This is a genomic window from Flagellimonas eckloniae (assembly GCF_001413955.1).
Classification (GTDB): Bacteria; Bacteroidota; Bacteroidia; order Flavobacteriales; family Flavobacteriaceae; genus Flagellimonas; species Flagellimonas eckloniae.
In genome coordinates this window covers 1,891,582-1,906,649 of sequence record NZ_LCTZ01000002.1, presented here as the reverse complement: position 1 = coordinate 1,906,649, position 15,068 = coordinate 1,891,582, and the positions used below count along the sequence as shown (strand labels likewise).

Here is a 15,068-nt window from a genome sequence, read left to right as displayed (position 1 = left end):
AACTGATAAATTGGGTAATAGATCTAAACCTAAATAAATAATGGGTACTAAAATAAACTCACTAAAAGACAAAACGACACTAGTCAATAAAAATATGACCTTGATTAAACAGAACATTTTTATAATTCTGTCCTTTTTCTCAATTAGTTTATCAGCACAACAGGATTTTACGTTTGGCGAACTCTCAAATACCCATAAAAATTTCACCAAATACGAAAAGGACACCACTGCAGGCGCAGTATATCTCTATGAAAAAGGGAAAAACTTTTTTGAGGTGCGGAAGAATTACGTTAAGCTGATTACTCAATATCACGGCATAATCAAGATATTAAAGAAAGAAGGTTTTGACCATGCAACCATTCAAATGCCCTATTATCATACTGATAAGAGGACCGAGAAGATTGAAAAAATTAGAGCTTTTACATATAACGATGGAGTAAAGGTGGGACTGGGAAAAGAAAATGTTTTTGATGTAGATCTTTCAGACAGGTGGTCTGCCAAACGGTTCACATTTCCAAATATTAAAGTGGGATCTGTACTGGAGTATACTTATGAAATTGAATCCCCATTTTTCTTCAATCTTACAGGATGGGAGTTCCAATCGGATATTCCCAAAGTCTATTCGGAATACAATGCGGAAATCCCTGGAAATTACGTATACAACCGCTCCTTGAATGGTGAGTTTGAACTAGATGTCAATGAAGCTGACATCAAAAGAAATTGCTTTAGTATTCCGTCATCCAACAATAATGCGGATTGCGAAGTGCTTAAATATGCTATGAACGATATTCCTGCCTTCCCTGAAGATGAACAGTTTATGCTTGCCAAAGACAATTATATATCACAATTGGAATTTGAAATGTCCGAGTATAGAGGGTTCGACGGTAAAATTGATAAATACACCAAATCATGGAAGGATGTGGATAAGGAATTTAGAACCGATAAGGATATTGGGACACAGCTTCGAAAAAAGAATTTTTTTGAAAATCATGTCCCAGAAAATTTATTGACCAAAGGAGACGAAATCACCAGGGCCAAAAATATTTTCGCTTTTGTGCAAAAACATTATACGTGGAATGAGGAATATGGTTTGTGGAGAAATAATAGGGTGAAGCAGGCATTTTCGGAAAAGATTGGCAATGCAGCGGAGATTAACATTACATTGATCAATTTACTTAACGCCGCAGATATCAAGGTGGATATGATGCTACTGGCCACACGAGGATTTGGATTGCCTAAGCAACAACATCCTGTAATGAATGACTTTAATTATTTGATTGCAAAAGCAGAAATTAGAGGTAAGACCTACCTATTGGACGCCGTGGACGATGAAATTCCATTTGGAATAATCTCCTATCGTTGTCTAAATTATATTGGAAGGGTAATGGATTTCAAAAATGAAAGTTATTGGTACGAAATTAAGCCATCGCATCAAAGCAAGAGAATTGTAAGGGCCCAAATTACCTTAGATTTTGAACACCAGAAAGCCGTTGGGATTTTTGATGATATCAGTAGAGGATATGAAAGTGTTTTTCAAAAAAGGAAAATAAATTCAATGTCCGATGAGGATTTTCTGGATGAAATTGAAAACGACAACGAAGAAAATATTCGGATAATATCACATGAGATAAAGGCAGATAACCCTGAAAAGAGCTTGCTTTCGCAAAGATTTCAATTTGAAATAGAAGATTTGGAACAGTCCAAAACGATATACTTCAACCCATTTTTAATTCATTTTTTCAAGACTAACCCCTTTGTTTCCGAGGAGCGGCATTTTCCAATAGATTTTGGGTATCAAAGAAATTATGGGTATGCGGCGTCTATAAAAATTCCGGAGAATTACAAAGTGAAGGATTTGCCCGAAGCATTGAATTTGGCACTTCCCCAGGATTCTGGTCTTTTAAGGTTTAAGTGTTCAGAAAGTAATGGGGTTGTTAGTGTTTTCTTCGATTTAAAGTTAAATGCACCACAATATACCAGTGAAGCCTATACTCTTGTTAAAACGTTTTTTGCAAAAGCGGTTGATGTTCAAAAGCAAAGTTTAATCGTTTTGGAAAAAATCTAAGGTTTGGAACATTTCGTTTTTTTTTGCTAATCTTGTTGATATGAACATAGAAAACGCCCAAAAAGCTGTTGATGATTGGATTAAAAATCATGGAGTTCGCTACTTTAACGAACTTACCAATATGGCACAACTTACTGAAGAAGTGGGTGAGGTGGCCAGAATAATTGCTAGACGCTACGGAGAACAAAGCGAAAAAGAATCGGATAAAACCAAGGATTTAGGTGAAGAATTGGCAGATGTACTCTTTGTGGTACTCTGTTTGGCCAATCAGACAGGAATAGATTTACAACAAGCATTCGACAAAAAGTTAGATTTGAAAACCAAGCGGGATCATGACCGTCATCAGAACAACGAAAAGCTCAAATAAGGTTATATTTGAGCTTTTATTTTTTGTTCAAATCAACAAAAGAATCTAACATTTGAAACTACAACTTTCGTATCCGCAAAGGAAGAAAATAAACAAGGCAATACAGATTACGGGTTCTAAGAGCGAAACCAACCGTTCATTATTGCTTCAAGCGCTTTTTCCAAATATAAAAATTGAGAATCTTTCCAATTCCGATGACGGAGAGGTAATGCAAAAAGGATTGGAAAAATCGACTGGGGTTGTGGATATTCATCATGCAGGAACGGCAATGCGTTTTTTAACAGCATATTTCGCCTCCCAAGAAGAAAAAGAAGTTGTTTTAACAGGTTCTAAACGAATGAAAGAACGCCCCATTAAAGTACTTGTGGAGGCGCTCCGTGAACTAGGAGCAGAAATTAAATATGAGAATAAAGAAGGTTATCCACCAATTAAAATAACAGGGAAAAAATTAGAACAAAATAAGGTCTCGCTACCGGCCAACATAAGCAGTCAATACATTTCCGCTCTTTTGTTGATTGCCCCAAGTTTAGAAAACGGACTTGAATTGGAACTTATCGGAAAAATAACCTCGGTTCCATATATAAAAATGACCTTGGCACTGCTAAAACAAATCGGTGTGGATGCTTCTTTTAACGGGAACACGATAAATGTCAATCCAAAAAACAAGGTTGAAGACACTACCTTGATAGTGGAATCAGATTGGAGTTCAGCAAGTTATTTCTTCAGTATAGCAGCATTGTGTGAAGTAGGTACAGAGATTCAACTATCCGCTTATAAAAAGGATTCATTGCAGGGCGATAGCGTTCTGGCAGAAATCTATAAGGATTTTGGCGTGGAGACATCGTTTTCAGACAATCAAATTGTAATAGCCAAAACAGCAGAGTGCAAATTATCAACCGTAAATTATGACCTTTCCAATGCTCCGGACATTGCACAGACAATTTCAGTGACCTGCCTAGGGTTGGGCATTGGCTGTCATCTTACCGGATTGCATACACTACCTATAAAAGAGACCGATCGTTTAGCAGCCCTAAAAACAGAACTATCAAAATTGGGTGGAAAAGTTGATATTGATTCGGAAAGCTTGACTTTACTGCCTTGTGATAGAATTACTTCCAGAGTCGAAATTGATACCTACAATGATCATAGAATGGGCATGGCCTTTGGTCCTTTGGGAATCAAGACAGATGTATTCATCAATGATGCTGGGGTAGTTTCCAAATCATATCCAGATTTTTGGAAAGACCTTAGAACATTGGGTTTTTCTGCTGAGGAAGTCTAATTAACATTTAATCACCAAATTACTTGACATCCCCTATGTCAAGATTGTATATTTGCCATCTTTGAAAAAAACCTAAACAAGTCACATGAAATTATCAAACTTCAATTTTGAATTGCCCACTGAATTATTGGCAGAATATCCAGCGGAAAATCGGGATGAATCCAAACTAATGGTAATTCACAAGGATACAGGAAAAATTGAGCATAAAATGTTCAAGGACTTAATCAATTATTTTGATGAAGGAGATGTAATGGTCTTGAACAATACCAAGGTTTTTCCAGCGAGACTCTTTGGAAATAAAGAAAAGACCGGTGCTAGAATTGAAGTTTTTCTGTTGCGCGAGCTAAACCAAGAACAACGTCTTTGGGATGTATTGGTAGATCCAGCAAGAAAAATAAGGATAGGGAACAAGCTTTATTTTGGTGATGATGAGAGTGTGGTTGCTGAGGTCATAGATAATACAACTTCTAGAGGTAGAACATTACGCTTTCTATATGATGGTTCCTATATTGATTTTAGAAGAAAACTAAGAGAATTGGGCGAAACACCATTGCCAAAATATATTAAGCGAGGTGTAGAACCAGAAGATGAAGAACGGTATCAAACCATATACGCCAAGTACGAAGGCGCTGTGGCGGCTCCAACAGCTGGTTTACATTTTTCAAAACACTTGTTAAAGCGATTGGAAATAAAAGGTGTCGATTTTGCAGAGGTAACCCTACATGTTGGTTTAGGTACTTTTAACCCAGTTGAAGTTGAAGATTTGTCCAAACACAAAATGGATAGCGAAGAATTGGTGATTGATGAAAAAGCTACCGAGGTTGTAAACAATGCCCAAAAGGAAAAAAAGAAAATCTGTGCTGTAGGAACAACCGTGATGAGAGGACTTGAAAGTGCAGTTTCATCTGGACATACGTTGAATACGTTTGAAGGATGGACAAACAAATTTATTTTCCCTCCCTATGATTTTAGCATTGCCAATTGCATGATAACAAATTTTCATTTACCAAAATCTACCCTTTTGATGATGGTGTCGGCATTTATGGGGCATGATTTGATGAAAAAAGCTTATAAACAAGCTATTTTGGAGGGTTATCGTTTTTATTCCTACGGAGATGCTATGTTGATTATCTAAAACAGAAACATTTAAACAATACTAGATCCCGCTGATTAATGAATTAAATCAGCGGGATTTTTTCTTGACTATCTTTAGCTTGTGGAAATCAAAAAAAAGGACATAAGAGCACTTACCAAAGAGCAACTGCGCAATTTTTTTGTAGAGCAGAAGGATAAAGCCTTTAGAGGGAATCAGGTGTACGAATGGTTGTGGCAGAAATCCGCATATTCTTTTGATGTTATGACCAATCTTTCCAAAGAAACCCGAAACATGTTGGAGGATAACTTTGTGATTAACCACATTAAAGTGGACCAAATGCAGCGTAGTAGTGACGGTACAATTAAAAATGCCGTAAGACTTCATGATGGATTGGTAGTTGAATCTGTTTTGATTCCAACAGCATCAAGGACCACAGCCTGTGTATCTAGCCAAGTTGGTTGTAGTTTGGATTGTAAATTTTGTGCCACCTCAAGGTTAAAACGAATGCGGAATTTAAATCCGGATGAAATTTATGATCAGGTGGTCGCAATTGACAATGAAAGCCGATTGTATTTTGATAGACCTCTTAGCAATATTGTTTTTATGGGGATGGGAGAGCCTTTAATGAACTACAACAATGTGCTAAAAGCGATTGATAAGATTACGTCACCAGAAGGATTGGGGATGTCTCCCAAGAGAATTGTGGTTTCCACGTCTGGAGTCCCTAAAATGATTAAAAAGATGGCTGATGAAGAGGTGAAATTTGGGTTGGCAGTTTCACTACATTCAGCAATTGATGAGGTAAGAACATCCATAATGCCATTTAATTCAACATTTCCCTTAAAAGATTTAAGGGAGGCATTGGAATATTGGTACAGCAAGACTAAAAACAGGATTACCTATGAATATGTGGTATGGGAAGGAATAAATGACACTCGGGAAGCAGTTGATGCATTGGTCAAGTTTTGCAAGTTTGCTCCATCAAAAGTTAATATAATAGAGTATAATCCCATTGATGATGGTGAATTTCAACAGGCATCCAATACAGCAGTTGACATGTATAAAAATATCTTGGAGAAAAACGGAATAACGGTCACCGTGAGGCGTTCCAGAGGAAAAGACATAGATGCCGCATGTGGACAATTGGCGAATAAAGATGCTTAATGGATATTTTGGCATACTTAGTCGAAATCAAGAAACAAACCCCATATTTTTCCCTACTTTTAACCTTCAAAACCAAATTAAGTAAAGGCTGATTTTCATTGAAGGTAGTTTCGCAAATTAGAGAGCCCATTGAGCACGAAATGGAACTTTTTGAAGAAAAGTTCCTGACGTCCATGTCTTCCAAAGTGGCGCTTTTTAACAGAATTACATATTACATCATCAATAGAAAGGGCAAACAGATGCGCCCCATGTTCGTTTTTCTTACTGCCAAATTGATTAATGAGGGCGTTGTAAATGACAGGACATACTGTGGGGCTTCAATTATTGAGTTGATTCACACGGCCAGCTTGGTCCATGATGATGTGGTTGATGACAGTCATAAGCGTAGAGGTTTTTTCTCAATAAATGCGCTCTGGAAGAATAAAATTGCCGTTCTGGTGGGTGATTTTCTTTTTTCAAAAGGAGTTTTGGTGGCTTTGGAAAATAAAGATTACGATTTGTTACATATCATTTCCAACGCGGTACGGGACATGAGTGAAGGAGAATTGCTTCAAATTGAAAAAGCACGCCTTTTAGATATTACCGAAGATGTCTACTATGATATTATCCGACAAAAAACGGCTACTTTGATTGCAGCCTGCTGTAGTATGGGTGCTTGTTCCGTTAAACCAGATTCCGAAGATGTGGAGACTTTTAGAAAGTTTGGGGAACTTTGCGGAATGGCCTTTCAAATTAAGGATGACCTTTTTGATTATGGGTCAGAAAAAATTGGGAAACCTACGGGTATCGATATCAAAGAGCAAAAAATGACTCTTCCATTGATTTATGCTTTAAACCAGAGTGACAAGGAAAAAAAGCGCTGGTTGATCAATTCAATAAAAAATCATAATAAGGACAAAAAAAGGGTAAAGGAAGTTATTGCCTACGTTAAAGAAAAAGGTGGGCTGGAGTATGCTGTTACCAAAATGCTTTCCTTTAAGGACGAGGCTCTGGGACTTTTGGATAACTATCCGGATTCAGAGTATAAAAGTGCCCTTTCACTTATGGTCAATTACGTGGTTGACCGTAAAAAATAAAAAAATTAGACCATTCCTCCCTTATTCTAAAGTAGGTTGAAAGCTTTCGAATAAAAAAATCTTTTCAACAGACAACCTTTTTGATAATTACCGCGTCTATCTTTATAACAAGTAAACCGAGAACCACTTTTGAAGATTATCTCTTTGTATACGAATGAGAAGCTTTTAATTAAAAAAGCAATAGCTGGAGATCAGCAAGCGCAAAAATCGTTGTACGAAAAATTTGCACCCAAAATGTTAAGTGTTTGCAGGCAATATATCAAAGACCTTCAGTTTGCGGAAGATGTAATGGTAAATGGTTTTGTAAAGGTTTTTCAAAATTTAAAATCATTTCAGCATAAAGGAAGTTTTGAAGGGTGGATTAGAAAAATTATGGTGCGCGAAAGTATTTCATATCTCCGCAAAAAACAGTTTGTTGTATATGATGATGAACTGTGTGAATTGAAGGCAAAAAAAGAAGACAACAAAACCACTTTATTGGATGTGGAGTATGTACAACAATTGATAGATAAGCTTCCCGAAGGATATAAAATGGTTTTTTTACTGTATGCCATTGAAGGTTATAAGCATAATGAGATTTCCAAAATGCTCAAAATTTCAGAAGGAACCTCAAAATCACAATTGTTCAAGGCAAGAAAAATGCTCCAAGAAAATTTGACCCTGAAAGGAATGTCACCTAGAGTTAAATCTCGGGATTAAAGAAAATTGATATGGAAAAATTGGAAAAACATATTAAAGAAAGGTTGGAAGAACGTAAAATTATACCCTCTCCAAAGGCTTGGGATAAGATTGCATCACAAGTGGCGGTAGATGAAAAACCAAAACAAAAAGGGTGGTATGTTTATGCGATTGCAGCAAGTTTAATTGGTATTCTTCTGTTTTCAGCGGTGTTTTTTATGTCTGAGCAGCCTAAAACAAGTATTCAAGTCGTGGAAGAGAAAAAATCAAAAGGGATGGAAACTCAGCAGAAGATAGATGATTTTAACTCTCAAAATGTTGGGCAGGAAAAGCTGGTCAGTACCAAAACTGATGCGAAGTTGAGTATCGAAGAAAAGCCTGAAACTATAAAGTCAGATGCTTTACCTGTTCAAATTGAAGTAGTTGAGGAAACAACAAAACAGTCTTTGCAGGACGGTTTTCTTGAAGAGCCAGACAATTTAATAGCACAAAAAGTAAATGAAATTGTAACCCAAGTGGAACTTTTGGAAGCCCAAAAATCTGAGGTGACGGATATGGAAATAGATTCTCTTTTACGAGCTGCGCAAAGACAAATTCTATCCGAACAGTTATTTGCAAAAGAAGGTCCTGTGGATGCCATGGCATTGTTAACCGAGGTTGAAGATGAGTTGGAAGGCTCATTTAGAGACCAAATTTTTGATGCCCTAAAAGATGGCTACTTCGCGGTAGCCAACCGAAACAATTAAAATATTCATCAATCAAAAAAGCTTTTTAATCCCTTGTGCCTCTCAATTAGTATGAGAGGTAAGGGGTGAAAAGTGATAAAAATCAAAAATCAAAATGAGAACAATTACATTGTATTTAGCGGCATTTTTTTTATTTCTACTTTCCAATCATGTTGTTGGTCAGGAGAAATATGAGAAAAAAATAGAAGCATTAAAATATCGGAAAGAAAAAATAACAAAACAAGAAAAAGAAGCACTCAAGTTTGAAGTAGAGGAAATTAACAGGCGATATAAAGATGGTGATATTACAAGTGAGGAGGCCAAAACATTAAAAGAAGCTGCCGCAAAAAAACGGGCGTTGAACATTGAGAACCGAATTAGCATTGTGAATAACCAAATTTCACTTTTGGAACGAAATGATGGTAATACACTTGTTGAAATTGGAATGGATTCCATTTATGGAGATCGTGTAGGATTTTCAATAAACATAGACGGGGAGCCCGTATTTTTTTCTAGCTCCAAAAGATGGAAAAGAGATATTAAGTATGACAGGCGCACCTATTCAGATTTTGTTTTCGCCATTGGGCTAAATAATGCTTTAATAGAAGGACAATCTTTGGATGACTCGCCCTATAAGATTGGAGGAAGTCGATTTTTTGAAATGGGGTGGCAATGGAGAACACGGGTTTTTGAAAAATCCAATTGGATGCGGTTTCATTACGGTTTTTCATTTCAGTTTAATGGTTTAAAACCGGATGACAACCAAATTTTTGTTCAAAACGGTGATCAAACAGTTTTGGAAGAATTCGAGTTCGAGTTGGATAAATCCAAACTGCGTATGGACAACCTTGTCTTTCCTGTGCATTTGGAGTTTGGGCCCTCAAAATTTAAAGAAACAGAGAAAAGTATTCGCTACTCTATTCAAAATCAACTAAGAATTGGGATAGGTGGCTATGGTGGATTTAATTTGGGGACAAGGCAAAAACTAAAGTATACTAGGGATGGAGAAAAAGTAAAAGATAAATTTAAAAGGGATTACAATACCAGCGATTTAATTTATGGATTAAGTGCTTATGTAGGTTTTGATGGGATGCAGCTCTATGCCAAGTACGACTTAAATCCCATATTTAAAGATGCTGCCATAGAACAAAATAATATTTCCTTGGGCCTTCGGTTTGATTTATAATTGACCAAAATTTATGCTTTGTCGCATCGGGAAAAGTCTCGATGTGACAAACATTTATAATGCTCTCTCCATTTCTGGAGTAAACTCTTCCTTATAAAAACCTCGCTTGCAATGAGAGCATTCTGCAAATTGCGAAGTCTTCAATTTAAAGACAGGAATCCAAAATAAATGCACATAATTGGGTTGGGAAACCACGGTCAATGTCCCTGTTTGTGAGCAATGAGGACAAGAAACATGGTGTAATGTCCTGATTTCCTTTTTTCCAAGTCTAGTGCCGAAGAAGAGAATCATGATAAAATAAGGTTACTATTTTGTGTTTCTAAGGTACTAAATAGTATGAGTAGTTTTAGAAAACGTAGTATTGAAAGTTTGACCGTCAATCCAGTACCCTTATCCTCATTTTCGGGTTTAACGATTTGAGTCTTTTTATCTGTTCGTTTGGAATGTTAGAGCTTAATTCAATTCTCTTTAATTTTCTGCAATTGAAAAGGGGTGAGATATCTTTAATTTGTGTTTTCGATATTTTAATGGAACTGAGGTTTGAACAGTTTTTTAGAAAGGAAATATTCTTAATCCTAGTTTTTGATATATCAATATTGGTAACTGTGGTTATGCCCATTAACATATCCAGATTTTCCAACTGGGTAGATCTAAGGAATAAAATTTTCAGTTTTTTCATGTTTGTCAATGCCGAGAAATCACTTAGGCCGGTACACCAGGAAGCATGAATCTCTTCCATATTGGAGTTGTTCTCCAAAAAATCCAGAGAAGTCAAATTTGGATTATCCGACATTTTAATCTGTCTAAGATTGCTAAGGGATTTCAAAAAAACGAGTTTCTGATCAATAGCTTGCTCGTTCATGTAAATATTTAATGACTTCAATTCTTTTAAGTTTGCCACTGGTCGATAATCTTCAAACGTATGTTCAAAACCATAAAGGGAGAGTTGCCTAATTTCTGGTGTATTTTCAAGGAAGGAAATGGAATTGATTGCACTTTTATAAAAGCTTATATTTTGTAACTTATTAAGACTGCCCAATGCCTCGGTATTTGTAACATGGGTTCCATAAAAATCAAGTGTGGATAATAAAGAAAGATTCTGCAGAGGCCCGAGGTCAATGGGAGATTCTTTAGAGGCTTTGGAGGTATTGATTTTGAGTCTTTGAAGTGATTTTAAATTAGAAATTGCTGAAATGTTTTTAATCTGCTCGTTATGTCTGGCAATTTCCAATTCACTTATCCAACTTAATTTTTCACAGATTATATCAAATTCTGATTGACTGATCATTTTACCGACTACTACTTTTCTATTTTGTTTGTTCGGCATGCTGTTGATGGCCTTAATGGCATCCGGATTTATATGGTATATTATAAAAGAGTGTGAACTTATTTTAACATCAATTCCTTCTTTCTGGGCATGTATGGTAAAATGAACTAGAATAAATAGAAATCCCAAAGAAACTATTTTTTGCATTTTCTTCTTTTTGGAAAATTACCTGTAGGTCTAGTTCGTTGAAAACAGTACATTTTGTCAAATTCTTATGATGGTGCTCTTACGGGCAAAATGAACAAATGACACATAAAAAGCCTTAGAAATTGAATCCGTTGACGTTTACATGTTTACACGAATCCAAAATATGTGAATCTTTGTGGGTAGCCTTTATCCGATTGATGGATGATAGTTTTGATTTGATTAAAACGGCTTTATCAAAAAATTCATTTTTTAACTACCTTTAAAGGCTCGTTACCTTACAATATTGATTTCAAAGACCACTATAGACCAAGTATATGAAACCGCCCGTTTGGAGGAGGTTATTGGTGACTTTGTGCAACTGAAAAAGTCAGGCTCAAATTTTAAAGGCTTAAGCCCTTTTTCAGATGAGCGCACCCCAAGTTTTATGGTTTCGCCCGTAAAACAGATTTGGAAGGATTTTAGTAGTGGAAAGGGAGGGAATGTAGTTGCATTTTTGATGGAACACGAACATTTCACGTACCCTGAAGCCATTCGGTATTTGGCAAAAAAGTACAATATAGAGATTGAGGAGACGGAGCAATCCGATGAACAAAAGGAGCAGGCCAACGAAAGGGAAAGTATGTATCTCGTCTCGGAGTATGCCCGAAAATATTTTTCAGAAATTTTGTGGGAATCCGAACCTGGAAAGGCTATAGGACTAACCTACTTTAAAGAACGTGGTTTTACGGATGATACCATTAGAAAGTTTGGATTGGGATATGGTCTGGACCAATGGGATGCATTTACCCAAACGGCACTGGACAAAGGATACCAACTGGAGTTTTTGGAAAAAACAGGCTTGACAATTGTTAAGGAACAGACTACGGGTGAGCCGAGAAAGTTTGACCGATTCAAAGGAAGGGTACTGTTCCCTATCCATTCCATGAGTGGTAGGGTTCTTGGTTTTGGTGGCCGTATTTTGACCAATGACAAGAAGGCAGCCAAATATTTAAATTCGCCGGAAAGCGAAATTTATCATAAGAGTAAAGTTCTTTATGGCATTTATTTTGCAAAACAGGCCATTGCCAAAGAAGATAATTGCTACTTGGTTGAGGGCTATACAGATGTCATTCAAATGTATCAGCGAGGCGTTGAAAATGTTGTGGCATCTAGTGGAACCGCCTTGACCCCTGAACAGATTAGACTCATCAATAGGCTAACAAAAAACATTACGGTACTTTTTGATGGTGATGCAGCAGGTCTACGCGCTTCACTTCGGGGTATTGATCTTATTTTGGAACAGGGCATGAACGTAAAGGTGTGCACTTTCCCCGAAGGGGAAGACCCAGATAGTTTTTCCAAAAACAATAGCTATGAGGATTTGGTACTCTACCTGGATGAAAATGCCAAGGACTTTATTCAGTTTAAGACATCCCTATTAGCACAGGAAGCAGCCAACGACCCAATAAAAAGAGCAGATACCGTTAGGGATATTGTCAATAGTATCAGTAAGATTCCCGATCGTATTAAAAAGGAAATTTATATTCAGGAATGCGCCAAAATAATGGAGATTTCTGAAGAGGTTCTATATGATACCTTGGCTCAAATTGACAAAAAGGGCTTTGCAGAGGCGAGTAAAAAAATAAAACAAGAACAAAAGGCCTTCGAAGTTGTAAAAAATGACCAGGTTGTAGAAAAGGTTGATGTACAATACGAGCTGGAGCGAAAAATTATTGAAATGCTCCTTTTGTACGGAAATCTGAAACAGGAATTTGAAGATTTGGTGCTAAAGGAGAATGAAGAGGGGGAGTTGGTATTGGAACCTGAAAAGATTGAAGCCAAGGTCTATGAAAAAGTATATTTAGATCTTCAAGAAGATGAAATTGAACTTACCAATACCCAATTCAGGACTATTTATTATAAGCTTATTGAAGATTTAAATGAGCGGGAAGAATTTACAGTAAACACATTTATAGCAAACCTGAATCAAGAAATGGTGAGTGAGGTATCTTCCATTTTAATGGAAGAAGAACGTTATGTGTTGCATGATTGGGAAAGAAAGGAAATATATCCAAAGGAAAAGGGACAAGGTATTGCACAATTGGTGGGAGAAACCATATTGACCCTACGTTGCAATCTAATTAAAACTCGAATTCAAAAACTACAAAAGGGTACGGAAGGAAACAATGGGGATAATTCAGAAGTTTTGGAGGAAATTGTCAACTATCTGCAGTTGAATAAGTTATTGAACGCCAAATTGAACAGGGTACTTTCCTAAAACAAAAATCCCGAACCAAAGTGTCCGGGATTTTCAAAAGTTTGTAATGGTTATTTTAATATAACTCTAAAGCTTTGGCCTGTTGTAATAAATCAACCAAATTATCTACATTCAACTTTTTCATTAGTCGCGCTTTGTAGGTACTAACCGTTTTTTCATTCAAGTTTAGTCCTTCCGCAACTTCTTTGTTACGTTTTCCACTGGCAAGAAGCTTTAATACTTCCACTTCTCTAGAAGATAGTTTTCTAAAGAACCTTCTTGGTTTTTGAGTACCCTCATCAAAGGCCAGACGCTGTGCAAGTTCATTGGTTATAAACATATTGCCTTCGCTTACTTTTCTAACTGCTGAGATAATGTAGTCTAGATCCGCTGTTTTGGAAAGGTAACCAAATGCTCCAGCACGTATGGTGCTCAAGGCATATACATCTTCAGACTGTCCGCTATACATCAACGATTTAACATTAGGGAACTCTTGTTTTAGTTTTCTAAGGGCGGCAATACCATTCATTTCTGGTATATCCATTTCCAACATTACCACATCAGGAGAAATTTTTTCCAATGTTTCGAAAAGCTCCGAAGTTGTGGAAACATCGGCAATGACCTCAATATCTGAGCTAGCTTCAAGGACTTGTTTGATTCCAAGTCGGACTATTGGGTGGTTGTCAGCTATTAATACTTTTATCATTTGGTTTGAGTTTTGTTCTTAATCTTGTTTAGTACTTAATTACTTACGTTGCGTAGCAGGCAAGTTAACAAATTGAGAATGTAAAACTGTAATTTTTTTCTTAAAACCTTAGAATTTATGGGTTTTTTTTCGTCTTAGACTGGGTTTTTTGCGTTGAATGGTCATTTTAGGTGCATTGGGATTTCACAAATGGGTATAGGAATCATCTTATGCTTGTTAGAAGTATTAAACTTTTTGAAGATACCGAATACTTCTTTTTTTCTGTCAGAAAAATCATCAATTGTTTTTCCTTCATCATCCATTTTCATTGCCCATTCCAATTCGGGGTATGAGGCACCAATCTGATCTTCATCAGTTCTGCTATCGCCCCAAAGACCATCTGTGGGAGCTGCTTCCATAATATCCTGGTTAACACCCAATACCCGTCCAATCTCATATACTTCCGTCTTCAATAGGTCGGCAATTGGGCTCAAATCCACGCCACCATCTCCATATTTGGTATAAAAACCGATTCCAAAATCCTCAACTTTATTCCCAGTACCGGCAACGAGATATCCTTTTAGGGCCGCAAAATAATATAAGCTGGTCATACGGAGCCTTGCCCTTGTATTGGCAAGAGACATAAACCGATGCTCTTCATCTTCAACTTTCGGAAATGCAGCAACAAGACTGTCAAAAACGGGGGTAAGATTCACAGGTTGGCGATTTACTTTCGGAAAGTGCTCCATTAACCAATCAATATGTCTATCCGCTCGCGTAACTTGATTCTCTCCCTGATGAATGGGCATTTCAAGACACAAGAGATCAAGCCCAGTCTTTGCACACAGGGTTGAGGTAACGGCCGAGTCTATTCCGCCAGAAACACCAATTACAAATCCCTTGCAATTTGCATTCGTTGCATAATCCTTTAACCAGTCTACAATATGGTCTATCACCTTTTCAGTTTGCATGTCTTACTTTTTAGATTCAATAAATTACCTTTGTGCCCTGTAAATTTAAACGCTGGAGTGTTA

The 15,068-nt window shown here is 36.8% G+C and carries 14 protein-coding genes; 10 read left to right on the top strand and 4 right to left on the bottom strand.

The genetic code is table 11. The annotated features are described in order from the left end of the window. Positions 1 to 40: 40 nt before the first annotated feature. The 9 genes from AAY42_RS08140 to AAY42_RS08100 all read left to right on the top strand — a co-directional run bounded on the left by AAY42_RS08140 (position 41) and on the right by AAY42_RS08100 (position 9,639). On the top strand, positions 41 to 2,065 hold the full coding sequence (locus AAY42_RS08140; RefSeq protein WP_055394071.1) for a DUF3857 domain-containing protein: 2,025 nt from the start codon (positions 41 to 43) through the stop codon (positions 2,063 to 2,065). A gap of 40 nt (positions 2,066 to 2,105) precedes the next feature. Then, positions 2,106 to 2,432: a nucleotide pyrophosphohydrolase gene (locus AAY42_RS08135; protein ID WP_055394069.1), complete on the top strand. Its 327-nt coding sequence runs from the start codon at positions 2,106 to 2,108 to the stop codon at positions 2,430 to 2,432. A gap of 52 nt (positions 2,433 to 2,484) precedes the next feature. Beyond that, complete coding sequence (locus AAY42_RS08130) at positions 2,485 to 3,714, top strand: 3-phosphoshikimate 1-carboxyvinyltransferase (RefSeq protein WP_055394067.1); 1,230 nt, start codon at positions 2,485 to 2,487, stop codon at positions 3,712 to 3,714. Between the two features lie 85 nt (positions 3,715 to 3,799). Then, a complete protein-coding gene (gene queA / locus AAY42_RS08125) occupies positions 3,800 to 4,849 on the top strand; it encodes a tRNA preQ1(34) S-adenosylmethionine ribosyltransferase-isomerase QueA (protein ID WP_055394065.1) in 1,050 nt (349 codons plus the stop codon). Between the two features lie 81 nt (positions 4,850 to 4,930). Further along, complete coding sequence (gene rlmN / locus AAY42_RS08120; RefSeq protein WP_055394063.1) at positions 4,931 to 5,974, top strand: dual-specificity RNA methyltransferase RlmN; 1,044 nt, start codon at positions 4,931 to 4,933, stop codon at positions 5,972 to 5,974. A gap of 98 nt (positions 5,975 to 6,072) precedes the next feature. After that, the gene (locus AAY42_RS08115; protein WP_055394061.1) at positions 6,073 to 7,050 is read left to right on the top strand and encodes a polyprenyl synthetase family protein; all 978 of its coding nucleotides are present in this window, start codon (positions 6,073 to 6,075) and stop codon (positions 7,048 to 7,050) included. Positions 7,051 to 7,179: 129 nt separating this feature from the next. Continuing rightward, a complete protein-coding gene (locus AAY42_RS08110; RefSeq protein WP_055394058.1) occupies positions 7,180 to 7,749 on the top strand; it encodes an RNA polymerase sigma factor in 570 nt (189 codons plus the stop codon). A gap of 11 nt (positions 7,750 to 7,760) precedes the next feature. Beyond that, entirely contained in the window at positions 7,761 to 8,474 is a 714-nt protein-coding gene (locus AAY42_RS08105; protein WP_055394057.1) for a hypothetical protein, read from the top strand. 94 nt (positions 8,475 to 8,568) lie between these two features. After that, positions 8,569 to 9,639, top strand: coding sequence for a hypothetical protein (locus AAY42_RS08100; protein ID WP_055394054.1), 1,071 nt, complete (start codon positions 8,569 to 8,571; stop codon positions 9,637 to 9,639). Between the two features lie 54 nt (positions 9,640 to 9,693). Here the strand turns inward: AAY42_RS08100 and AAY42_RS17945 are convergent, their stop codons facing one another. Continuing rightward, complete coding sequence (locus AAY42_RS17945; RefSeq protein WP_082433366.1) at positions 9,694 to 9,930, bottom strand: zinc-ribbon domain-containing protein; 237 nt, start codon at positions 9,928 to 9,930, stop codon at positions 9,694 to 9,696. Positions 9,931 to 10,015: 85 nt separating this feature from the next. Beyond that, on the bottom strand, positions 10,016 to 11,113 hold the full coding sequence (locus tag AAY42_RS08095) for a leucine-rich repeat domain-containing protein (RefSeq protein ID WP_055394052.1): 1,098 nt from the start codon (positions 11,111 to 11,113) through the stop codon (positions 10,016 to 10,018). A 283-nt stretch (positions 11,114 to 11,396) separates the two neighbouring features. On the opposite strand from AAY42_RS08095, the gene dnaG reads away from it, so the two are divergent. Beyond that, positions 11,397 to 13,370, top strand: coding sequence for a DNA primase (dnaG, locus tag AAY42_RS08090; RefSeq protein WP_055394050.1), 1,974 nt, complete (start codon positions 11,397 to 11,399; stop codon positions 13,368 to 13,370). 55 nt (positions 13,371 to 13,425) lie between these two features. On the opposite strand, the gene AAY42_RS08085 is transcribed toward dnaG, so the two are convergent. Next, entirely contained in the window at positions 13,426 to 14,055 is a 630-nt protein-coding gene (locus AAY42_RS08085; RefSeq protein WP_055394048.1) for a response regulator, read from the bottom strand. Between the two features lie 161 nt (positions 14,056 to 14,216). Further along, positions 14,217 to 15,005 carry an NAD(+) synthase gene (gene nadE / locus AAY42_RS08080; RefSeq protein WP_055394046.1) on the bottom strand — a complete coding sequence of 263 codons (789 nt, stop codon included), beginning with the start codon at positions 15,003 to 15,005 and terminating at the stop codon, positions 14,217 to 14,219. Positions 15,006 to 15,068 lie beyond the last annotated feature (63 nt).